18 protein-coding genes are annotated in these 21,652 nt (G+C 68.9%); 7 read left to right on the forward strand and 11 right to left on the reverse strand.

Annotated features, from left to right (window positions below):
- Positions 1–10: 10 nt before the first annotated feature.
- Both VGT00_00410 and VGT00_00415 read left to right on the forward strand, forming a co-directional pair.
- Positions 11–1,612, forward strand: a complete 1,602-nt coding sequence (locus VGT00_00410; GenBank protein HEV8529860.1) for a DHA2 family efflux MFS transporter permease subunit — start codon at positions 11–13, stop codon at positions 1,610–1,612.
- A 3-nt stretch (positions 1,613–1,615) separates the two neighbouring features.
- Positions 1,616–2,428 (forward strand): alpha/beta hydrolase, encoded by an 813-nt coding sequence (locus VGT00_00415; GenBank protein HEV8529861.1) that lies wholly within the window; start codon positions 1,616–1,618, stop codon positions 2,426–2,428.
- A 222-nt stretch (positions 2,429–2,650) separates the two neighbouring features.
- Here VGT00_00415 and yidC read toward each other — a convergent pair whose 3' ends face one another.
- The 5 genes from yidC to VGT00_00440 all read right to left on the reverse strand — a co-directional run bounded on the left by yidC (position 2,651) and on the right by VGT00_00440 (position 8,420).
- Positions 2,651–4,243: a membrane protein insertase YidC gene (gene yidC / locus VGT00_00420; GenBank protein ID HEV8529862.1), complete on the reverse strand. Its 1,593-nt coding sequence runs from the start codon at positions 4,241–4,243 to the stop codon at positions 2,651–2,653.
- Positions 4,243–6,042, reverse strand: coding sequence for a DUF3413 domain-containing protein (locus VGT00_00425; GenBank protein ID HEV8529863.1), 1,800 nt, complete (start codon positions 6,040–6,042; stop codon positions 4,243–4,245). The genes yidC and VGT00_00425 overlap by 1 nt, the downstream gene beginning before the upstream one ends.
- Positions 6,039–7,232: a CDP-glycerol glycerophosphotransferase family protein gene (locus VGT00_00430; protein HEV8529864.1), complete on the reverse strand. Its 1,194-nt coding sequence runs from the start codon at positions 7,230–7,232 to the stop codon at positions 6,039–6,041. The genes VGT00_00425 and VGT00_00430 overlap by 4 nt, the downstream gene beginning before the upstream one ends.
- Positions 7,233–7,277: 45 nt before the next feature.
- On the reverse strand, positions 7,278–7,523 hold the full coding sequence (locus VGT00_00435; protein ID HEV8529865.1) for a hypothetical protein: 246 nt from the start codon (positions 7,521–7,523) through the stop codon (positions 7,278–7,280).
- A 96-nt stretch (positions 7,524–7,619) separates the two neighbouring features.
- On the reverse strand, positions 7,620–8,420 hold the full coding sequence (locus VGT00_00440) for a phytanoyl-CoA dioxygenase family protein (protein HEV8529866.1): 801 nt from the start codon (positions 8,418–8,420) through the stop codon (positions 7,620–7,622).
- Positions 8,421–8,692: 272 nt separating this feature from the next.
- Between VGT00_00440 and VGT00_00445 the strand changes: the two genes are divergently transcribed.
- A complete protein-coding gene (locus tag VGT00_00445; protein ID HEV8529867.1) occupies positions 8,693–9,427 on the forward strand; it encodes a phosphocholine cytidylyltransferase family protein in 735 nt (244 codons plus the stop codon).
- 317 nt (positions 9,428–9,744) lie between these two features.
- Here VGT00_00445 and VGT00_00450 read toward each other — a convergent pair whose 3' ends face one another.
- The 3 genes from VGT00_00450 to VGT00_00460 form a co-directional block, all read right to left on the reverse strand.
- Entirely contained in the window at positions 9,745–10,776 is a 1,032-nt protein-coding gene (locus tag VGT00_00450; protein ID HEV8529868.1) for a cation diffusion facilitator family transporter, read from the reverse strand.
- Positions 10,777–10,818: 42 nt separating this feature from the next.
- Complete coding sequence (locus VGT00_00455; protein ID HEV8529869.1) at positions 10,819–12,306, reverse strand: sodium/solute symporter; 1,488 nt, start codon at positions 12,304–12,306, stop codon at positions 10,819–10,821.
- A gap of 184 nt (positions 12,307–12,490) precedes the next feature.
- Complete coding sequence (locus tag VGT00_00460) at positions 12,491–13,054, reverse strand: ABC transporter substrate-binding protein (GenBank protein ID HEV8529870.1); 564 nt, start codon at positions 13,052–13,054, stop codon at positions 12,491–12,493.
- Positions 13,055–13,213: 159 nt separating this feature from the next.
- On the opposite strand from VGT00_00460, the gene VGT00_00465 reads away from it, so the two are divergent.
- Positions 13,214–14,029, forward strand: a complete 816-nt coding sequence (locus VGT00_00465) for a BadF/BadG/BcrA/BcrD ATPase family protein (GenBank protein ID HEV8529871.1) — start codon at positions 13,214–13,216, stop codon at positions 14,027–14,029.
- Here VGT00_00465 and VGT00_00470 read toward each other — a convergent pair.
- Positions 14,009–15,313, reverse strand: a complete 1,305-nt coding sequence (locus VGT00_00470; GenBank protein HEV8529872.1) for an APC family permease — start codon at positions 15,311–15,313, stop codon at positions 14,009–14,011. The two genes, VGT00_00465 and VGT00_00470, sit on opposite strands and share 21 nt — an antisense overlap.
- Positions 15,310–15,531, reverse strand: a complete 222-nt coding sequence (locus VGT00_00475; protein ID HEV8529873.1) for a hypothetical protein — start codon at positions 15,529–15,531, stop codon at positions 15,310–15,312. The genes VGT00_00470 and VGT00_00475 overlap by 4 nt, the downstream gene beginning before the upstream one ends.
- Before the next feature lie 45 nt (positions 15,532–15,576).
- On the opposite strand from VGT00_00475, the gene VGT00_00480 reads away from it, so the two are divergent.
- On the forward strand, positions 15,577–16,386 hold the full coding sequence (locus VGT00_00480; GenBank protein ID HEV8529874.1) for an amidohydrolase family protein: 810 nt from the start codon (positions 15,577–15,579) through the stop codon (positions 16,384–16,386).
- A gap of 193 nt (positions 16,387–16,579) precedes the next feature.
- Here VGT00_00480 and VGT00_00485 read toward each other — a convergent pair whose 3' ends face one another.
- Complete coding sequence (locus tag VGT00_00485; protein HEV8529875.1) at positions 16,580–17,608, reverse strand: Ldh family oxidoreductase; 1,029 nt, start codon at positions 17,606–17,608, stop codon at positions 16,580–16,582.
- 253 nt (positions 17,609–17,861) lie between these two features.
- Here VGT00_00485 and VGT00_00490 point away from each other — a divergent pair, with 253 nt between their 5' ends.
- Positions 17,862–21,203, forward strand: a complete 3,342-nt coding sequence (locus VGT00_00490; GenBank protein ID HEV8529876.1) for an ATP-binding protein — start codon at positions 17,862–17,864, stop codon at positions 21,201–21,203.
- Between the two features lie 22 nt (positions 21,204–21,225).
- Positions 21,226–21,642, forward strand: coding sequence for a cobalamin B12-binding domain-containing protein (locus VGT00_00495; GenBank protein ID HEV8529877.1), 417 nt, complete (start codon positions 21,226–21,228; stop codon positions 21,640–21,642).
- Positions 21,643–21,652 lie beyond the last annotated feature (10 nt).

The raw sequence follows: 21,652 nt of genomic DNA on the forward strand, positions 1-21,652 counted from the left end.
CGCGACCGACGTGCCCGTCGGCTCCGTGCGGAAATGGGCCATCACCTTCTCCGTGATGCTGGTCACCGTGATGCAGGTGCTCGACACCAGCATCACCAATGTCGCCCTCCCCCACATGCAGGGATCGTTCTCGGCCAGCATCGACGAGATGTCCTGGGTGATCACCTCGTATCTGGCCGCCAACGCCGTGGTCATCCCGGCCAGCGGCTGGCTCACCGCGGTGTTCGGGCGGCGGCGCTTCTACCTGATCTGCACCTTCACCTTCACGGCCAGCTCGTTCCTCTCCGGACTGGCGCCGAACCTCGAGTTCCTCGTGGCCATGCGCATTCTCCAGGGTCTGGGCGGAGGCTCCGTGGTCCCCATGACGCAGGCGATCATGTGGGAGATCTTCCCGCTCGAGCAGCGCGGGACGGCCATGACGGTGTGGGGCATCGGCATCATGATGGCCCCCATCCTCGGGCCCACGGTGGGCGGCTATATCGCCGACAACTGGTCCTGGCGCTGGATCTTCTACATCAATCTCCCCATCGGCATCCTCGCCTTCTTCATGGTGAGCGCCTTTCTCTTCGATGCGCCCTTTCACCGCCGGCCCCGCCACGTCGACGTCTGGGGTATTGCCCTCATGGTGCTCGGCTTCGGCTGCCTTCAGCTTTTTCTCGACCTGGGCGAGCGCAACGACTGGTTCGACTCGTCGCTCATCGTCGGCCTGGGCTTGCTCGCCGTGTTCACGCTGTGCGCCTTCGTGATCCGCGAGATCCGCGCGGCCGAGCCCATCCTCGATCTCGATGTGTTCAGGGACCGCAACTTCGCGGTCAGCACCCTCGCCATCTTCATGGTCGCCCTCGGCTTCAACTCGAGCCTTCTCCTCGTCGCCCTCTACACCCAGCAGATCTTGGGCTACGACGCGTGGTCTTCGGGGCTCACCCTGGCCCCCGGGGGGCTCGGCACCATGATCTCGCTCATGATCTCCGGCCGGCTCGTCGCGCGGGTAGACCAGCGCCTCATGCTCGCCGGAGGCTGTCTGCTTGGGGCATATGCTCTCTGGCTCATGGGGCAGGTCACGCCCACCATGGACTTCTGGAGCCTGGCCTGGCCGCGCTTCCTCCAGGGCTTCTCGCAGGGATTCATCTTCCTCCCCCTCCAGGCCCTTTCTCTCGGCACCATCGTGACGGAGCGCCTGGGCAACGCGACCGCTGCGTACAACGTGCTCCGCAACATGGGCGGAAGCGTGGGGGTGGCCGTGGCCACCACGCTCCTTGCCCGGCGCAGCCAGCAGCATCAGTTCACCCTGGCCAGCCACATCGACATCTGGAATTCCGTGGTCGACGATCGGCTCCGGGCGTGGGCGGCCCACTTCATGGCCCATGGCGCCGACACCTTCACCGCCGAGCGGCAAGCGCTGTCGATGCTCTACCGCGAGACCAGGACCCAGGCGCAGATCCTGTCGTTCGCGGACGACTTCTGGCTCATGGTGGTGGCGTACATCGCCGTCGTGCTCCTGATCCCGCTCATACGCCGGGTCAAGGTCCGCCGGGGACCGCCGGCCCGCCGGCCAGAGGCGGCCGACGAACCGGGCGCCCGCGATCCCGGTCTTCCCGCTCCCGCTGAGTGAGACATGGGATCCGTCGTCATCGCCGAGCGCACCATCCAGTATCAGGCCATCACCAGCGGGGCGGCGCGCCCCGGACAGCGCGTGCTCTACGTGCACGGGACCGGGTGCAACTCGGACGTGTGGGTCCCCCACATGACCGCCATCGCGGCCGCTCACGTACCGGTGGCCATCGACCTGCCCGGCCATGGAGGGTCGCCGGGCCGCGGCTTTCGCGGGATTGCCGACTACGCCTACTTCGTGATCGAGCTCGCGAAGAGGCTGGGATGGGATCGCTTCGTGGTGGTCGGCCATTCCATGGGAGGCGCCGTGGCCCTCATGATCGCCCTCCATCACCCCGAGCTGCTCGAGGGCCTCGGGCTGGTCGACACGGGCGCGCGGCTGCGCGTGCACCCCGCTCTCCTTCGCGGGGCCCGCGACGCGGCCACGTCCGGGCGCCCATCCGCGACAGATCGCTCGTGGGCCTACGCGGCCGCCACGCCTCCGCCCGTCGTCGACGCCGTCCAGAAGCTGACGGCGAACGGCGACCCATGGGTCACCTACGGAGACTGGATCGCGGACGACACCTTCGACGTCATGAGCCGCGTGAAGGATATCCGCGTTCCCACCGTGGTCGTGTGCGGGGCCGAGGACCGGCTCACCCCCGTGCGGAATCACCAGTTCCTCGCCGCGCAGATCGCCGGCGCTCGGCTGACCATCATCGAGGGGGCCGGCCACTGGGTGTTCTGGGAGCAGCCAGAGGCTTTCACGCGGACCGTCCGCGACTTCCTCGACGGCCTGCCCTCCTCCCCCGCTCAGATCACGCGCTCGAGTCCCTAGATAGCTCGGAGGGGGGCTCCGCCCCCCTTCCGAAGCCTCCCCCGATGCAGGGCGAGCCGCAGGACGTCGCGGGGCTGGGGCCCTGCCGTCAGAGGCGAGCAATCTGAAAATTGCGCCGGCGAAGCCGGCGCTCGAAGCGGAACGTTCTTGCTCGCGAGGGCATGGCAATTACTTGGACAGCCCCCGAGCTCGAGCGCGTTCCGCTCACGCGACCGAGACGGCTCAATCCTGTCGCCGCCGAGACCGTCGCAGTCGCCCCAGCTCCTGACTGGCGAGCTGGAAGAGGTTCGTCGACGTCCAGTAGAGGACCATGCCCGCGGGGAACGTGTAGAAGAGCAGGAAGAACAGCAGGGTCATGCCCATCAGGTTCCTGCGTTGCCGCCGAACGAGCGGGGGCGTGAGGACGCGCGAGGGGAACCGCAGCAGCGCGGCCAGCGAGACTCCGCTCATCACGACCGGGAGCAGGTTCAGGTGGCACCCGAAGAAGGGCAGGCACATGGGTAGCCGGAGCAGCTCGTCCGGCCGCGACAGATCCGGGATCCACAGGAATGACACCCGGTAGAGATCGAAGTCCTCCGCCAGCATGTCGAAGACGGCGATGAACACGGGAAGCTGGATCAGGAAGCCGAGCAGGCTCTTCAAGGTGTACAGGGGGTGGACGCCTTCCTCACGGTACAAGGCGAGGGTGCGCCGTGCGCGCTCCTCGCCGCGATGGGCTGCCTTGATGGCGTCGATCCCGGGCTGGAGCCGCGCCTGGGTGGCGTTGACCTTTTCTTGCAATCGCTCGGCCACGGCCGTCAGGGGCAGGAGGAGGACCTTTACCGACACCGCGAGAGCGACGATGGCCACGCCGGGATGACCCACGAGCGCGGTCAGCCCGCGGAGGAGGAACAGAAGGGCGAAGCTGAGCGCGCGCAGCCAGGACCAGAGCCCGGAGAAGAGCATCTCTTCGAGGGCCGGGTCCGCCTGGGTCAAGGCGCGGTTCTCGAGCGGCCCCGAGTAGAACGTGTAGCGCCATGAGCGCTGTTCTGGATCGTGGGCGGAGACGAGGGCGACCCTCGTCCCGGGCCGCGACTCGAGGACGCCGGCGCCATCCGAACGCAGGACAATGGCCCAGAATCGGCTGCGAAAACCCACCCAGTCGCCCGCGCGGAGAGGCGTGGGGTCTCGGCGATCGTCGTCGACGACGCGGACGATACCTCCGGCGACCACCACTCGGCTGACACGATCAAGCACCGCGGCGAAGCCGGCGGCCGGTGCCGCGAACAGGCGACGGCCCGCCCCCAGTTCGAGCTCGAGGCGCCGGTCCGTCATGAAAGCGGCCGCGTTCGGTCCGAGCGGTCGCACGGTCATCACGACCTCGTAGCCCTCCCGCGAGATCTCGAATGACTTCACGAGACGGACGCCGTCGATGGGCAGGTCGGACTGGAAGGTCACGATCCGGGCGCGAGCGTCCTCCGTGAGGGCGGCGGTGAAGCGCAGGCGCTGGAGGTCCACGGATGGATCAGGACCGGGGCCGCGAAGGATGAGCCGCGCCTGCGACGGCTCATCGTCGCTCGTGAATTGGACCGACGTCCCCGACGCCCCGTCGGCCATGGCACAAGACGGATGGCAGGCCCGCCACCGCGTGGGGCGCGCGCCGTCGAGGGAGAACAGGAGGTCGAGGCGGTTGGTCGTGATGTGGACGCTTTCGCCGCCCGCCTCCCCTGCCGAGACGGGGAGGGCGATCGCGCCCAGAACGACGAGCAGTCCCGGAAGCAGTCGCGTCGCGCGGCCGCGGGCCAGCCGCCGCCACCGCCCGCCCTGCCTCTCCATTACCGGTAGAACCGGCTCATCTCCTGCAGCGCGGCCCGCAGCCTGTCGCGCGGGAGCGTGGGCTTCTGGACGAGGCGATAGTTCTGGTCGCGGATCTCGATGCCGGCCCGGTAGACGATGATCACCCGGTCGGGCTCGATCAAGGCGAAGTCGGTGAGACCGAGGGCGATGAGCCACTCCCACTGCCGGTCGGAGAAGAGGCTGTGCCCGCTCGCGTAGTCGGAGGGCGGATTCGTGCAGCCGAACAGCTCGGTGAGCAGCGTGGGCGCCACGTCGTTGTGGGAGGTCCGGCGAACGACGCGGCCCGGTGGCCGTCCGGGCCAGCGCACGAGCAGGGGCGTATGCATCTGGTAGTCGCTGAAGGAGGTGGCGTGCCCCATGAAGCCCTGCCCGTTCTCGTTGAACTCCATCCCGTGATCGGAGGTGACGATGACCACGGTGCGCTCGAGGAGCTTCCGGCGCTCCAGATCGTCGAGCACCCGCCCGACCAAGGAGTCCACGTAGTGCACGGCCGTCAGGTACCGGGCGTATTGGCGTACCTGGGTCGATGCTCCCGGCGGGACGGAAACAGCCACCGGGGGGTAATTGTCAGGCGGGTCCATGGCCACCGCGGCGTTGTAGTACAGGAACCCGAAGAACGGACGCGCCGTGTCCCGCCGGTTGAGCCAGTCCAGCCACTCCTCGGTCAAGGTCCGGTCCCGCCCGCTCGACCCAGGATAGAGCGAGATCGTCTCGCGGCGTAGGTTTGGGACGCGGGCCAGGGCCGTCCGATCGAGCCCGACGACCCAGGCGTACACGGGCGAGCTGACGAACAACCCCAGCTGGTAGCCGTACTGTCGGAACAGGTCCATGAGCACCGGAGGCTGAGCGATGTCGGCGAAGGCGTCCCAGTAAGTCGCGGGGAGCCCGTAGAACAGGGAGAACATTCCCGCCCGCGACGAGTTCCCGCCGCTGTAGTGCCCCTCGAACCGGATCGTGTCGCGCGCGAACTCGGCGAGCCTCGGCGCGGCCTCGGGCCTCAGGGCGTCGGCGCGCATGGCGTCGACCACGACGAGCAGGACGTTCAGCGGGGCCGGGCGCGGATCGCACCGCAGCGGGGCCCTTGGGTAGTTCAGCTCGCCGCTCGGGGGCCGGGCGAGGGCGGCCGCGAGGCTCTGCTCACGCGCCCGGGCCTGATCCACGATGCCGAGCCTCCACAGCCGCCGATAATCCCGGAGCGGGTAGTAGAGCGGCAGGTACCGGGTGAACGAGGTGACGGGCACGTAGTAGCGCGCGTCGGCCACCACGTGGATGAGCTGGCTGGCCAGGAGGCAGCTCCCGAGGCCCAGGGCGAGATACCGCCCGATCCGACGCGTGGCGGGAAGGGCGGTGCGCTTCCAGACCCAGACGGCCAGCATCGCCTCGATGGCCATGCCCAGGAGAAAGTACAGAGCGAGGAACGCCCAGGTCTGCGGCTCCAGCAGAGTGAAGGTCAGCACGCTGAGGTGGTATCGGTTCTCGGCGAAAACCAGGGTGTCGAGGAGCAGGAAGCTGAGAACGACACTGCCCAGAAAGACGCCGAGGGGCAGAACCAGTCGCGGCCGCGGGATCAGCGCGATGACGGGAACGAGCAGGAGGAAGGGGAGGTAGGCGAGCGCGGACAGGTGGCCCACGTAGGCGAGGAGGGCGTAGACCCAGGCGACCGAGGGCCCGACGGCGACGTAGTACCAGAGGTAGCGCAGGCCGACGACACCCAGGAGCGCCGCGTTGACGACGGCGAACCAGCTCCCCCAGCGGAGCAGCCGTCGTCGCGCGCTCACCGCTCCTCGCCTCGCCGGCGCCCCGCCCTCAGGGGAGTGCCGGGCGCCCCCGCCTCCCTTCGCTCGTCCGCGATGCGCGCGATCTCCCGCGCCCCCACCTCGACGCTGCGTCCGAAGTTGAACGTCCATTGTTCCCGCAAGGCGGCGCTGCGTTGACGGAACTCCGCCGCGCCGCGAAGCAAGGCCGCCACGTGCTGGGGCGCGTCCGTCACACGGTCGAGGGGCAGGATGGTCCCGAGCTCCCGCCGGATGCGCATCTCCATCGGCTCCAGACCGAGCTCTGCGTATTTCGGGTTCCGCACGCGGGGGGGAACATCGACGAAGAGCACGGGCTTGCCGAGGCCCAGGGCGTATTCGATGGCCATGGCCGACCAATCGCAGATCAGAAGGTCGGACTCGAGCAGCGAGGCGCTCTCGTCCATCCTGTCCACGTACTGGAATCGGGGGTGCTTCCCGAACCGGGTGATCATGTCCTGGACGAGGCGCGGCGAGAGCCGGGTCGTCTGGTAGTGCGGCCGCAGGATCACGCGCAGGCCGGCCCCCAGCAAGGCGGCGATCAACGGCTCCCCGCAAACGTGCAGAATCGAGTGCTCGCCCCAGGTGGGGGCGAGCAGCGCGGTGATGCTTTCCGACGGCTCCCGCCGGTGGGCGGCGGCGAATTCGACGAGACGCTCGAGCCGGGGATAACCGTAGGCGAACAGGTGCTTGGGGGCCAGGCCGTTCCGCTCCTCACGCCGGCGGATCTCCGCCACGTGATGGGGCCCGGTGCAGAAGAGGCTATCGTAGTGATCGTACGAATTTTCGTGGTCCACCATGTGCGTGCTCCCCATGCTGTGGAACACGTAGATGTAGCGGACGGGGTGGATGGAGCGCTTGAGCTGGAAGTTTCCCAGATCCAGCATGGTCAGCACCATGACGTCGGCCTTGAGCATCTGGAAGAACCAGGTACACATGGCTCCCGAGCGGATGCGGAAGGCGTGGAGACCGGTGCGGGGATTGGACGGAAGGTCGGCGACTTGCTCGGAGGTGACGTGGCAGACCGTCCGGGACAGCTTCTCGATCAGGAAGTCGATGAGCGGCTGGAGGTGATGCCAGTCCTGGTGGGTCTCGGAGTAGAAGACGATGTTGCGGTCGCGCGGCGGAAGCTTCTGAAAGCGGCGATAGCTGGTCCAGTCCCGCCACATCTTCATGGGGCGCGGCGACGCCGGAGCCGTCGGGCAGCGCCGAGCGACGCGCTACTCGTCCGCGGCGGGTGTGCCGTCCACCGCTCCTGGGCGAGGCCCGCGCTTCTTGCCGCGAACCCAGCCGACCAGCCGGTACCAGAACATCTTGACGGCCAGGGCCACCGCCGCCGTCACGCCGATCACCGCGGAGACGAGCATGCTTCCCGTCCCCGGATCGAGATAGGCGTAGGCGGGGGACGCGATGGACAGGCCGGCCACGAGAACGAGCGCGACCCGAAGAGCTCGACGGATCATCATCCTCTGGGTTCCACGACTGTCTTGAGTAGCAGAATCGGCCGTGGGAATCAAGACCCGCGTGCCCGGGAGCGGCCGGCGCTCCCTCCCCACGTCGATTCAGACTCGAAAGGTGTAGGTCCGGGTCGGATCTCGCTCGATGTCAGGCGGAAAACTCTTCCGCTTGTCGGCATAGTAGCGTATGCGGTGATCCCCGGCCGACTGGCGGTTGTAGGTGATGTAGAGCACACGCCGGCGCTCCGCGGTGAGATTCGGGCCGGAGGCGTGCGGCGTGTAGGAATCGAAGAACACGGCATCGCCGGCCTGGGTGGGCACGGGACGGGCACCCAGGCGGCGCATGTCGTCGTCGGTGAGGGGCGTCCACTCGTCCCCCAGAAGGCCCCGCGTGTGGTGTCCGGCCGCGAGCTCCAGGCAGCCGTTCTGGGCGGTGGTGGCGTCGAGGCTGACCATGGCCGTGATGAACAGGTCGGCGTAGGCGCTCCAGCCGGCCTGCTGGTCTTGATGGGGCTTGAATCCGTCGCCGCCGGGCAGCTTGAGATTGATCTTGTCCTTGAAGAGCACGGCGGGCTCGCCGAAGAGCCGGGACACGGAGCCGCGCAGCTTGTCGCCGTCGCACAACGCGGCAAAGCCGTCATGGAACGGGCAGAAGTTCTCGATCCGCTGGAGCACGCGCTCGCCGGGGCGCAGCAAGCTCGGCTCGAAGTACATCATGCATCGACCGGGCACCTCGGGTAGCCCCTGCAGCTCGTCGGTCCACGCCGAGATCCTTCGCATCTCTTCCTCGCCGAACAGGCCCGGCACCACCACGAAGCCGTCACGCCGGAAAGCCTCGCGGGGCGCCGCCCCCTTGGGATCAGGCGCCCGTCCCGTCTCGGACCACGGGGTCGTCGTCTTGCTCATTCGCGCACGAACCTCCGTCCGGGCGGCCGGCCATGTTGGATGGACCCTCTGACATGCGCGCCGATCGTGCCAGAGTCCGGGGAAGAGGTCAAAGGGAACCTCGACGCGGAGGGTGAGCCCCGTCCCCGTGCTTCCTCTTCTACTCCAGGCAGAGTCGAGAGAAGGCCAAAAATATTATGGACACTCCGCTCCCCCGATGCGACCCTTAGGCCGATTCGCCACCACGCGCCGAGAGCCATGAACGAACGAATCAGGAACGCCGAGACGACCAGGTGACGGCCGTCATCCTGGCCGCCGGCGTGGCCCGCCGGCTCGCCCCCCTGACCGATCACACGCAGAAATCACTCCTTCCCGTGGGAGGCCGGGCCATGCTCGCGTGGATGCTGGAGGCGCTCCACGCGGTCGGCGTGCCGCGTGTGGTGATCGTGGTCGGGCACTGCGCGGATCAAGTGGAGGCCCTGACCGCGTCGGCACCGCGCGGCCTGAGCATCCAGTGCGTTCACAACCCCGCCTACCAGAAGGGCTCGGCCCTGTCCCTCTACTGCGCCCGCGACGTGATGGTGCGGGAGCCCACCCTCATCATGGACGCGGACGTGGTGTTCCCCCGGGAGTTTCTGCGCCGGCTCGTGGGATCGGCGGCCGCGAACGCGCTCCTCATCGACCTGGGTTTTGCCGACACGGGCGAGGAGGTGAAGATCTATACGCAGGGGGACCAGGTCATCGCCCTCGGCAAGAAGGTGATTCCCAAGGCGTGGGACCGCGTGGGAGAGGGCATTGGCTTCTTCAAGTGCGGAGCGGAGGCAGGTCCAGAACTCGTGCGCCTGCTCGAGCACGTGATCGACGAGAGCCAGGGGCTCTGCGAGTACGAGGACGCCCTGCATCTCTTGGTGAGCCGGCACCCCGTGCAGGCCGTGGACGTGACGGGATTGCCGTGGACGGAGGTGGACTTCGTCGAGGACCTGCGCCGGGCCCAGACGGAGGTCTTCCCGGAGATTGCCCGGCTCTGAATTTCGAGCCGAGACGCTGCCCCGCATTTCGAGTTGAGCGACGGCCTGAGGCCGGCGCGAGACGAGAGCCGAGTGGATCCGAGTTGAGCGACGACCTGGCGCCGGCGCGAGACGAGAGCTGAGTTGATCCCGCAGGCCGCAGTTCGAGCTGAAGGGCGAAGGCCTGAGGCGAGGGCTGGGTTGGGGTTCGAGCTGAGACGCTGCCGAGGAGCCGCAGGCGACGAGAGCGGCGAGGCGAGGGCTGAGTTAGTCAGCGGCGAAGCGAGGGCTGAAACGACCCGCGCGTGAGCGGCCAGCCTGGCCCTGCCCGCCAACATCTAGGGTACGGGGCGGGGCATATCCGGCTGGACGGCTTCCTCCAGCGTGAGGGGCGTCACCGTCCGGAAGGGCTCGCGCCGAATCGGACAATCCTGGAGGTCGCAGGCCGCGCAGTAGATCCGGTGACAGGGATCGGTGTGAAAGACCATCTCACCCTCGACGCCGAGATCCTTGATCACCCGCGCCGCCACATCTTCCGCCACCTCGTGCGCCCGGTCGACACTCCAGAACTCCGGTACCACCAGATGGGCCTCGACGTGGTGGAAACGCCCCGAACGGATCGCGCGCAGGTGATGGACGCGGATCACGCCGTGGCCGACATAAGTCTGAAGCCCGCTGAGGACACGGCTCAGGAGCGCCGGATCTTCCTCGTCGAGGAGGCCGCCGGCGGCGTGACGCACGAGCCGGAAGCCGGTCCACATCAATGAGAGGGCGACGACCAGGGCCACCACGGGGTCGAGCCAGGCGATGCCCGTCAGGTACACGAGGCCGAGGCCCACCACGATGCCCGTGCTGGTCACGAAGTCCGCGAGCACGTGCTGCCCGTCGGCCACCAGGGTCAGCGACTGATAGCGCCGGCCCGTGCGCACGAGGTACCCGCCGAGAGCGAGATTGACGAGGCCGGTGGTGAAGATGATGAGGCCGCCCAGGCCGAGCTGGCGCACTTCGGGTCCGGCGAGGAGACTCCGGCCGACCTCGTACACGATGACCACGGCCGCGAAGGCGATCAACCCGCCCTCGAAGGCCGCCGAGAAGAACTCGATCTTGCCGTGGCCATAGGGATGGTTGCGATCGGCGGGGCGCCCGGCGAAGACGAGGCCGCCGAGAGCGAAGAGCGCGGCCACCACGTTGACGATGGTCTCGAGAGCATCCGACAGGATGGCCGTGGAGCCCGTCATCCGATAGGCCTGGTACTTGGCGCCGAGAAGGATCACCGACACGACGAGCGACAGGATCCCTGCGCGTAGACGGACGCGCGAGTCGTCTCCGAGGGTGGGAACCGCGGCGGGCGGGGTGAGCTCTGGCGTCACGCTCCGATCATACTCCGGCGGAGCGCGCGACGGGAGCGCGGGTCAGGCGCGAGCGTCGCGGTCGCCGTCGAGCAGGGGGGCGAGGAGCGGGGCCAGGAGCATGGTCCCGGCCGTCCCCAGGATCACCAGCCACGACCAGCCGAGCGCGATGCGGCCCGACTCCGAAAGCGTCAGGAGCACGAGGTTGACCATGGCCATGATGATCATGGCCGCGACATTGGCGCGGTTGGCGCGGAGCTTCGTGAGAAGACCGAGCAGGAAGACGCCCAGGAGCGAGCCGAAGGTGACTCCGGCGATCTTGAAGGCCAGCCACAGGATCTTGTCGAAGAAGGAAAAGCCCCAGGCCAGGATGGCCAGGAGCAAGCCGAAGATGACCACGGCGACCCGCGAGACCATCAGGTAGTGGCGCTCGGTGCCGTCACGCACCAGCAACGGCCGGTAGATGTCGGTGACGAAGGAGGCGGCGAGCGAGCCGAGGGGCGAGTCGATGGAGGCGAGCACGATGGCCGTGAGCATCACGCCGCGGAGCAGCTCGGGCATGGCCGTCCGGATGAAGAAGGGGAAGATCTCGTCCGGTCGCGGCAGCGTCTGCCCCGGGTGTTGCGCGTAGAAGGTGAAGAGCCCGGCGCCGATGGAGAGATAGAACGCGAGGGTCACCAGGGTGCCGATGGGCGTGAGGCTCAGCGTGCGCTGGCTCTCGCCGCGCGTCTCCACGGTGAGCAGGCGCTGCATCAGGTCGTGGTCGGTGCCGAAGGCGGCCATGGAGCCGACGAAGCCGTTGAGCACGGCGAGCCAGACGATATTGGGATCGGTGAGCACCCGTCTCCAGAAATCGGGTGCCCCCGGCGCGGGCCCCCAGTTGATGACGCTGAGCCGGCCCGCCTCGGCGGCAGTGCCGAGCATGGCTCCGAGCCCGCCCTCGGTGCTGAAGGCGAGAAAGCCGACGGTGAGGGCGCCGCCGATGAGAAAGGTGCTCGCTTGGAACACATTGGTCCACACCACGGCCTTGACGCCGCCCAGGCCGATATAGGCGATCGACACCACCGTGAAGAGGGTGATGGTCGCCCACAGCGGCCAGCCCACCAGGACGGCCACGGCGAGGGCCGCGGCCATGAGCCTCACCCCCGAGCCCAGGAGGCGCGTGATGAAGAAGAAGATCGAGCCCGTCACCTGGCTCGCCGGACCGAAGCGGTGGCGCAGGAACTCGTAGATCGTCGTGCAGTCGTAGCGGTAAAAGGCGGGAATGAAGAGATAGGCCACGGCGAGCTTGGCCAGGCTCGAGCCCACGAAGAACTGCGCGTATTCCCAGTTCTCGCTGTAGGCGGTGGCGGGCACCGAGATGATGGTGACGGCGCTGATCTCGGTGGCGAGAAAGGACAGACAGGCCGCCCACCAGGGGATGCGGCGACGGGCGAGGAAGAAGTCGGCGGTGCCGCGCTGCTCGCCGCTGAAGGCACCGCCTATGGCGACGAGCGCCGCGAGCGATCCGAGGAGGATCGCGTAGTCGGGCCAGGTCAGCGCGGAAGCCATGGGCCTGGGCCATTATGGCCCAGGCTCACGACGCCGTCGTCACAAGTAGAGCGGGGTTAGCAGTCTGTCCAAGCAATTCCCCTGCCCTCGCGAACAGGAGTGTTCCGTTACGAGCGCCGGCTGCGCCGGCGCAATCTGTTCGGGGGGAGGCTTCGGAAGGGGGGCAGAGCCCCCCTCCGAGCTACTAGGAGCCGGACTTCTGGCGGAGTGCCTTGAGGAGGTCGGCGAACGAGCCGCGCTGGATGATGCGGGCGAACTGAGTCTTGTAGTTGGCCACCAGGCTCACCCCATCGACGTGCACGTCGTTGACGGCCCAGCGATCGCCCGCCTTGGCCAGGCGGTACTCGACCTGGATCTGCGAGCCCTTGGGGGTGACGACCCGGGACTGCACGACGGCGGCATTGCCTTCCACGCGCTCGCCGACAAAGCTGATGGGCTCGCCTGCATATTGCTCGATCTTGCCCATGTAGGAAGTGGCGACCAGATTGCTGAAGAGTCGGATGAACTCGTCCTTCTCCGTCGGGGACACCTGGGTCCAGTATCCGCCCAGCGAGATGCGCGACATCTCCTGGAAGTCGAAGAGCGATTCCGTCACCTGGCGGATCTGCGCGCGGCGCTGGTCCGTGGACACCTTCGGCGCCGCAGTATTGCCCTGCTCGGGGAAGACCTGCTTCACGGCGACCTGCACCGTCTCCGTCGGACTCGCCGCAGCCGCCACTCCGGCCGACGTGAGCAGCATCACCATCATCACACTCAGCCTGATTGGTCTGGTCACTCTGATCACCCTGTTCTCTCTCCGCGACTCGCCGTTGGGGGGAAGCTGCTGACTCCGTGAGTGTCCCACAGGTGCCCAGACGATGCCAGCACGCAACAAATTCATATCGCCGGCGCAGGCGCACGGCGCAAAATGACCGCCATGGCGCGGACATGGACGGTGGGCGTCGACGCGGGCGGCACCTGGGTGCGCGCGCTCGCCACCGATGATCACGGCCGGCGGCGGCGGGCCCGAGTGCGCGCCTCGGCCTCGGACGAGATCGGAATCACGCTCGCGAGCATTTGGCGGCGATGGCAACTGCGCGGCCGCGACGTCGCGCGCCTCGTCGTCGCCTCCCGCGGGGTGTGGACGCCGGCCGAGCGTCGCGTGGCCGCGCGCCGCCTGCAGGACCTCGCCCGCCGGATCACGGTCATCTCAGACGCCGAGGCTGCATATCTCGGCGCCCTCGGCCCCACCCCCGGCGTGCTCGTTCTGTCGGGGACAGGCTCCATCGTTCTCGGCCGCGATGCCCGGGGACGATGGAGGCGAGGCGGCGGGCTCGGACCGCTCTTTCACGACGCGGGATCGGCCTTCTCGCTCGGGCTCACGTGGCTGGGGCACGGAGACGAAGCGCGGGCGCGGCGCTTCGCCAAGGCTCCGGACGCCGTGGCGCGCATCGCGGCGCTCGGGCCGCGCGTGCTGCATCTGGCCCGTGGGGGCAATGCCACGGCGCGGCTCATCGCCAGCGCGGAAGCGGCGGCCCTCGCCTGGACCCTCGCCCGTGTCGCCGGCCCTCTCCGTCTCGAGGGCCGCGTGCCCGTGAGCTGGGCGGGGAGTCTGATGAGCAATGACTACTTCCGCGGCCAGGTATGGCGGTGGGCACGACGTCAGGGACTGAATATCGTCTCGCGCACGCCGCGAGAGAGCCCTCTCCAGGCCGCCGCGCGTCTAGCCGCCCGCCCTCGCTGATCGCGCGCGGTACCAGCACCACGCCGCCGGCCCCGTGAGGGCGGCGGCGAGCCCGGCCATCGTATTGAGCCAACCCGCCGTCGCCATGGCAAGGAGCGCGGCCAGGGAGGGCAGCACGGCGGTGAGCCAGAAGCCCGCGGCGCCGCCCCCCACCCGGAAGGGCCGCGGCAGGGCCGGCTCGCGCAGACGCAGGACGACGAAGGCCGCCATCTCGAGGAGCAGGGTCAGCGAGTAGAGCCAGACATTGAGGATGACCAGCTCCTTGAAGGACCAGAGCGCGCACACGCTGTAGGCCGCGCACGAGACGAGCACCGCGGCCCATGGCACCTGGGTGCGTGGAGAGACGATTGCGAGCCATCGCGGCAGCAAACCGCGAAGGGCAAGCGCATAGGGCAGCCGCGAATTGGTGAGCACGAGCGAGAGGAAGAGCCCGGCCGTCGCCGCCACCGCGCCGGCCACCACCGCGCCCGCGAGCCATGGGCCGCCCACGGCCGCGGCGATCACGGGCCAGTGGCCCGTTCGCCAGCTCTGCCAGTCTTCCGTGGCCGCCAGACCCGAGGCCACCGGCGCGACGTAGGCGAGTGCAATGACGGGCAGCGCCCACCAGAGCGCGCGGCGATACGTCGTTTCGGGCGCGCGCGTCTCCCCGAGAACCATGCTCGGGGTGTCCCAGCCCGAATAGTTCCACATCATCACCGCGAGCCCCAGCCCGAGCCCGCCCACGAGGCCCTGCCCCGGCGCCGCGAAGGGCACCCACGGCGCATGCACGGCACGCGAGGCGGACGCGATGGTGAGCCACACGATGGGCGAGAGGGCGCCGGCGGCCAGGGCGGCCGCGCCCCAGCCGGTCAATCTGACGCCGGCGAGATTCACGGCCGTCAAGATCCAGATGAAGCCCAGGGCCAGCGCCCAGCGCTCCGCCACCGTCATCTCCGGATGCCAGTAGCGAAGGTAGTCCACGAAGAGCGCGGGATAGACGGCCACATCCACGAAGCTGTTGAGCCAGCTCCACCAGCCGACCTGAAAGCCCCAGAAAGGCCCGAAGGCGCGCCCGACCCAGGCGACGTAGCCGCCTTCCTCGGGCAGCGCGGAGCCCAGCTCGGCCATGGCGAGGGCGACGGGAAGGCTCACGAGCAGAGGGGTGAGGACGAGGAGGCAGAGCGCGAGCCCCGGGCCGAAGACGGAGACGGCATCCTCGACCCCGTACGGACCACCGCTGACATTGAAGAAGACAACGGCCAGGAAAGGCAGGAAGGCGAGACGCGAGGAGGCGGCCGACCTCACGCAGACTGCGCGGCCCGAATCAGCTCCGGCAGACCCTTCAGCCACTCGTCGATGGGCGTGGTGGCGTCCACGATGATCTCGAGCTTGCCGCTGGGCAGGCGGCGCACGCGACCCTGGCCGGTGCCGAGCGGGATCACCACGTGCTCGCGGTGAATGCCCATGGCGTCCAGGACCTCGAAGATCTTGTTGATCTCGTTCATGCCGACCGCATCGAGCATGGGCTCCTCCCGTCGGCATCGTAAGTTGTGATAGCCTCGGGGTCAATGAGACGGATCTTGTTGCTCGCCGTGACCCTGCTCACCTTCAGTACCCCCGCCCGCAGCGCCGAGCCGCCGCTCTTCGACGGCCACATCCACTACAGTCGGCCCGACTGGAATACGTACACGCCGGACCAGGTCTTTGCCATCCTCGATCAGGCGGGCATCCGACGTGCCCTCGTGTCGAGCACGCCGGACGACGGCACCCTCAAGCTCTACGAGCGCGATCCCAAGCGGGTCATCCCCATCCTCCGCCCGTATCGCACCCGCGATGACATGAGCACGTGGTGGAAAGATCCGACCATCATCCCGTACCTCGAGGAGCGGCTGGCCAAGGGCGTGCACAAGGGGATCGGCGAGTTTCACATCCATGGCAAGGACATTCGCACGCCCGTGCTCACGCGCATCACGGAAATCGCGGTGCAGCGACACCTGTACCTGCACGCCCACTCCGACGACGCCGCCGTGATCGAGCTCTTCGCCATCGAGCCTCGGTCGAGGATCATCTGGGCCCACGCGGGCATGTCCGCGGGCGCGCCGGCCGTGGGCGCCCTCATGGACAAGCACGCGAGCCTGTGGGCCGATCTGTCTTACCGCTATGGAGAGGTGGCCCCCGGCGGCACCCTCGACCCCGCGTGGCGCGCGCTCCTCATCCGCCACGCCGACCGGTTCATGCTCGGCAGCGACACGTGGACGACGTCGCGGTGGGAGCAGGTGGTCGGGATGGCCGGGGAAGCTCGCAAGATCCTCAAGCAGCTCCCCCCCGATGTCGCCGAGAAGCTCGCCTACAAGAACATCGAGCGTTTGTTCCCCTAGCCTGAACTACTCGCGAGACAACGCCACCCTGATCTACTCAGCCCTCGCCTCAGGGCTCGCCCTTCAGCTCGAACTGCGGCCCTCTCCCTCTCCGAGGGAGAGGGATTCATTTTCATCCCTCTCCCCCATCGGGGGAGAGGGCAGGGTGAGGGGGCGGCCAGGATGCGGTACGCGCGCTCGTGAACGGTTCGGCTCAGCGGAGGTTGAGCTCGGCGGCCACTCGCTCGATCTGATTCCAGGTCTCGTCCTCCACGGGGACGCCGTCCCGCCGGCGCGAAGCCTCGAGACGCGCCTCCGGCTCGCCCGGGATCAAGATCTCCTGGGAGCCCTGCGCGAGCTTGGCTGACTTGACCCAGTCGAAGAGCCCGGCTACCTGCTCGTGGAAGTCCGCCAGCGGCACGAAGCGCTCCACGTCGAGGCAGATCATCAGCGTCCCGTTGGCAAACACGCCGGGCGGGGGCCCCGCCGGACCCGTGCCCGAGAGGATGCCGCCGAGGATCTCCACCGCGAGCGACATCCCGTAGCCCTTGTGCTCGCCCGCCGTCAGGAGCGAGCCGACGGGATCGCCGTAGAAGATCTCGGGATCCGTGGCCGGCCGACCCTCCGCGTCGATGAACCAGCCGAGAGGCGCGTGCTGCTTGCGGTTCTTCTTCACTCGCATCTTGCCTTCGGCGACCACACTCGTGGCGAAGTCGAGCACCATGGCGGGTCCATCAGCGCCGGGAATCCCGATCGCGTGCGGGTTGGTGCCCAGGCGCCGTCCGGAGCCGCCCCAGGGCGCCACGTTGAGCCCGTGCACGGCATTGACCCAGAGCATGGCGACGAGACCCTGCCGCGCCGCCATCTCCGCATAGTCGGCCAGACGTCCCACGTGTCCGGTGCGCGAGAGCCCCACCGCGGCGAGCCCGGAGGCCTTGGCCTTGACCATGGCCATCTCCATTCCGCGCCGCGCCACCACCTGGCCGAAGCCGCGCCCGCCGTCGAGCCGCGCCGTCACCGGCGTCTCGGCGGTGACGGTGATCGGCGACTTCGGGTCCACGGTGCCCTTCCGGACGGCCTCCGCGTATTGCGGAATGCGGATGACGCCGTGGGAATCGTGGCCGCGGAGATTGGCGAGCACGAGCAGCCGAGCGATCCACGCGGCATCGCCGGCGGGGGCGCCCAGGGCCTCGAAGATGCGGGTCGCGGTCGATTCGAGTCGGGCGGCGTCGATGGTTGGCATGCCGGATACGATACCTCATCGCAAATTCTATTTCAGCCCTCGCCTCGCCGCTCTGCTCGCCTCCGGCTCGCCGGCAGCGTCTCAGCTCGAAATTCAATGAAACTCGGAAAAGGCTGCTCTTTTCGGCCTTTACACAGATGCATGTCCCCCGGCATAATCCTTGCCCCGGGGCTCAAACTCTCGTAACCTGGTCGGACGGAGCATCCATTGTATTAGGATGCCAGCGAGCATTGAGCCGAGTGGAACAGCAGGCATGATCAGCCGCGCCGATCTTTCCCGTCCAGCCAACCCGGCGGTCTCCAGCCCGCGCGGGGCGAGGCCCCTCCGCGCCCGGACGCGCGAGCGGCTGCCCTGGGCCTATCTCGCCGCCTTCTTCCTCGGGACCGCCCTCGTCTCCACGTTCATCTGGTACCAGATCGAGAGCGAGCGCCAGGTCGTGCTCGCGAACTGGCAGGCGCGCGTGACCGCCATCGCCGAGGGGCGCGCCCGACTGGTCTCCGACTGGTTCAATGCCCGGCGCGCCGACGCCGACGTGCTCGCCGCCTCCCCCGCCGTGCGCGCGCTCGTGCTCGAGGGCGGCGGCAAGGGCGCCGACGTGCGCAGCGCCCTCGTCCCGCAGCTCGATCGGGTGGCCGCGGCCTACGGCTACTCCGGCATCTCGCTCATGGACACGCAGGGGCGCACCCTGGCGCGCTCGTCCGGCGCCTCCGAACCCGGACGGGAGAGCGCCGAGGCCGTGCTCCTGGCCGTGCGCAACCGCGCCATGCGCGCGGACCTGGTCGAGGAGGCCAAGAGGAAGCTCCTCGTCATCAGCGTGCCCATCTTCGGCGACGGCACCGGCCAGAACCGTGCCGTGGTCGGCGTGGTGGCGCTCATGATGGATCCGGCCTCGCGGCTCTTCCCCCTCCTCTCCGACGAGACGGTGCCCACCCGCACCGGGGAGACCCTGCTCTTCCGCATCGATGGCCCGAAGCCGAGCTACATCTCGCCGCTGAAGGGCCAGTCCGCGGGCTGGTCGGCCGTGGACCGCTCGCTCGAGGAACTCTCGCCGCTCGCCAAGCGCGCGACCGAGGGACGGGAGACCTTCGGCGAGATGTTCGACTATCGCGCCACCCCCGTCTTCGCGGCCACGCGCTGGATCGCGCCGGCCGGCTGGGGTCTCGTGCTCAAGGTCGACCGCGAAGAAGCGCTGGCCGACTTCTACCAGGCGGGCAAGCTGGCCGGCCTGGCCGGCGCCTTCCTCACCCTGGCCCTGGCCGGCGTGCTGATCAGCCTCTGGCGCCAGAGCCAGCGCGCGGCCCTGCTCCGCGAGCAGATGAAGCAGGAGCGCGCCATCTTCAACCTCAAGGGCTACGCTGAGAAGATCGTCGCCTCGGTGCCTTCGGGCCTGCTCCTGCTCTCCGCCGACCTGCGCGTGCTCTCGGCGAACCGCTCCTTCCTCGAATCGTTCTTCCTCCGGCGCGATGACGTCGTGGGCCACTCTCTCGAGGACGTGGTGCGGGCCGAGGGCCTCGTGCGCCGCGCGCGCGAGGTCATGCAGTCCGGGGTGGCCCAGCCCGACATGCTCTTCGAGCTCCACCTCCTTCACCGCCAGGAGACGCGCCCCGTGCGCGTCACCATGACGGGCATCCGCATCGAGGAGCAGGAGGAGGCACGCCTGCTCCTCATCATCGAAGACCTGACCGAGGAAGAGCGCCTCCAGTCGGCGCGCCTGGCCTCGGAGCAGCGGTTCCAGGATCTCGTCCAGGGCCTCGACGCCATCGTGTGGGAAGCCGACGCCGCCTCCCTGCGGTTCTCCTTCGTGAGCCAGCGCGCCCAGACCATCTTCGGCTTCCCCACCGACCGCTGGCTCGAGCAGCCCAGCTGGTTCAGCGAGCGCATCCACCCCGAGGATCGCGCCAAGGTCATGGCCAAGTGCCGGGCCGCCCTGATGCGCGGCGAGGACCACGAGCTCGAGTACCGGGCCCTGACCGCGTCGGGCGAGATCGTGTGGCTGCGCGACATCGTACACGTCGTCCCGGACGCCCCGGGCAATGCCGGACAGCTGCGCGGCCTCACCGTGGATTTGACCGAGCTCAAGCACGCGGACGAGGCGCTGCGCACGAGCGAGGATCACCTTCGCCAGGCCCAGAAGATGGACGCGGTGGGCAAGCTCGCCGGCGGTATCGCGCACGACTTCAACAACCTGCTCATGGTCATCCGCGGCGACAGCGACCTCATCCTCCGGCGCTTGCCCCCCATCCACCCCCTGCGCAAGAACGCCGAGGGCGTCCGCGAGGCGGCGGATCAGGCCGCCACCCTGACGCGCCAGCTTCTCGCCTTCAGCCGCAAGCAGGTGCTCGCTCCCAAGGTGCTCGAGCTCAACAGCATCGTGGCGGGCATGCAGACCATGCTGCAGCGCCTGATCGGCGAGACGATCAACCTCGTGGTCGTGCCCGAGCCGACCCTGGGTCGAGTCAAGGCGGATCCCGGCCAGATCGAGCAGGTCATCATGAACCTCGCCGTCAATGCGCGCGACGCCATGCCTGATGGCGGACGGCTCATGGTCCGCACGGCGAATGTGCAGGCGGGCGAGGTGCCGTCGCCGCCGGGAGGCGGCGCCGCGGCGCCCGGCCCTCACGTGATGCTCGAGGTCAGCGACACGGGCACGGGCATGGACGCCAATACCCAGGCGCACCTCTTCGAGCCGTTCTTCACGACGAAGGAGCCGGGCAAGGGCACGGGGCTGGGGCTCTCCACGGTCTATGGCGTGGTCGAGCAGAGCGGCGGCTCCATCGCGGTGGACACCGAGCTCGGCCGCGGCACGACCTTCCGCATCTACCTGCCGCAGGTCGTGGCCCCGGTGCAGCAGCAGCGCGAGAGCCCCGTGGCCCCAGCGGCCCGCTTCCCCACGGCCCGCCCGGCCACGGTCACGCCGGCGCGGCCCGCTCCCGCCGTCGCGGCAGCCGTTCCCCCGGTGGTCGCTCCGAGGCCGGCGGCGCCGGTGAGCGGCGGCCCCTCGGCCCCCATCCCGAGCGTTCCCGTCGTCGCGGCCGAGGCCACACCCTCGCGCGCCGAGACCATCCTGCTCGTGGAGGATGCCCTCCGGGTGCGCGCGGTGGTCCGCGAGATCCTCGAGATGAGCGGCTATCACGTCCTCGAGGCACGCCACGGCGCCGACGCGCTCGAGATCAGCGGGCGGCACCAGGGCCCCATCCACCTCATGGTCACGGACGTCGTCATGCCGCAGATGAGCGGTCGCGAGCTCGCCCAGCGGCTCGCCCCCCTGCGTCCCGACATGAGGGTGCTCTACATGTCGGGCTATACGGATGACGCCATCGTCCGCCATGGTGTCCTCGGGGCCGGCATGGCCTTCCTCTCCAAGCCCTTCACGCCGGACGCGCTGGCCGCCAAGGTGCGCGAGGTCCTCGAGACGCAGCCCTCGCCGGCCGCTCAGGGAGCCCCGTCGCCCGCGTTTGGTGGCGCGCCCCCGAATGGAAATGGCGCAGGGGCTCCCCCCGCGTCCGTCTCCGCCCAGACGCCCACGGGGACGCCCACCGGTACCATAGTCCAGCGCGCCGAAGACGTAGGCCAGAACCGGCCCACGCGCGTCTAGCCACGCTCCGACCCTCCGTCTCGTGCCCGCGTCCTCCCCTCGCATCCGCGTCCTCGTCGCCAAGGTCGGGCTGGACGGGCACGACCGCGGCGCCAAGGTCGTGGCCCGCTGCCTGCGCGACGCGGGCATGGAGGTCGTCTATACGGGTCTCCATCGAACGCCGGAGGAAGTGGTGGCCGCCGCCGTCCAGGAAGACATCGATGTCCTCGGCATCAGTCTCCTCTCCGGCGCCCACATGACGCTCGTGCCGAAAGTCATCGCCCTCCTGCGGCAAGCCCACGCGGAGGACGTGCGCCTGGTCGTGGGCGGTGTCGTCCCCGACGAGGACGTGGCCGCCCTTCGCGACATGGGGGTGGCCGACGTGATCCTGCAGGACACCCCGCCCGAGGAGATCGTCGCGCGCGTCCGCGGGCTCGTGGGCTCGCGCACCGCGGGCTGAGCCCACCGTC

It is taken from the genome of Candidatus Methylomirabilota bacterium, from assembly GCA_036002485.1.
Taxonomy (GTDB): domain Bacteria; phylum Methylomirabilota; class Methylomirabilia; order Rokubacteriales; family CSP1-6; genus AR37.